1 protein-coding gene is annotated in these 439 nt (G+C 47.8%); it reads right to left on the bottom strand.

The features are described 5' to 3' along the window. Window positions 1-439: tetratricopeptide repeat protein (locus tag ABF638_RS38300; protein WP_435027941.1), on the bottom strand; the 439-nt coding region annotated here is incomplete at both ends.

Below are 439 nucleotides of genomic sequence, written 5' to 3'. Positions count from 1 at the left end.
GTTAAGTTCAATGGCGCGGTCAAAGTCTTCTAGGGCTTCTGGGTAACGCTTCATTGATTGGTAAATTTCACCGCGACTTGCGATCGCCCAGTCATATTTGGGGTTAAGTTCAATGGCGCGGTCAAAGTCTTCTAGGGCTTCTGGGTAACGCTTCATTAAGCGGTAAGTTTCACCGCGATTTGCAATCACCCAGTCATATTTGGGGTTAAGTTCAATGGCGCGGTGAAAGTCTTCTAGGGCTTCCGTGTAACGCTCCATTAAGCGGTAAGTTACACCGCGACCTGCGATCGCCCAGTTATATTTGGGGTTAAGTTCAATGGCGCGGTCAAAATCTTCTAGGGCTTCTGGGTAACGCTTCATTAAGCGGTAAGTTTTACCGCGATGTGCGATCGCCCAGTCATATTTGGGATTAAGTTCAATAGCGCGGTCAAAGTCTTCT

The sequence above is a fragment of the Nostoc sp. CALU 1950 genome (genome assembly GCF_051172895.1).
Classification (GTDB): Bacteria; Cyanobacteriota; Cyanobacteriia; order Cyanobacteriales; family Nostocaceae; genus Nostoc; species Nostoc edaphicum_A.
Note: the sequence above shows the minus strand (reverse complement) of the source record. Positions and strands in the feature narration are given on the sequence as shown.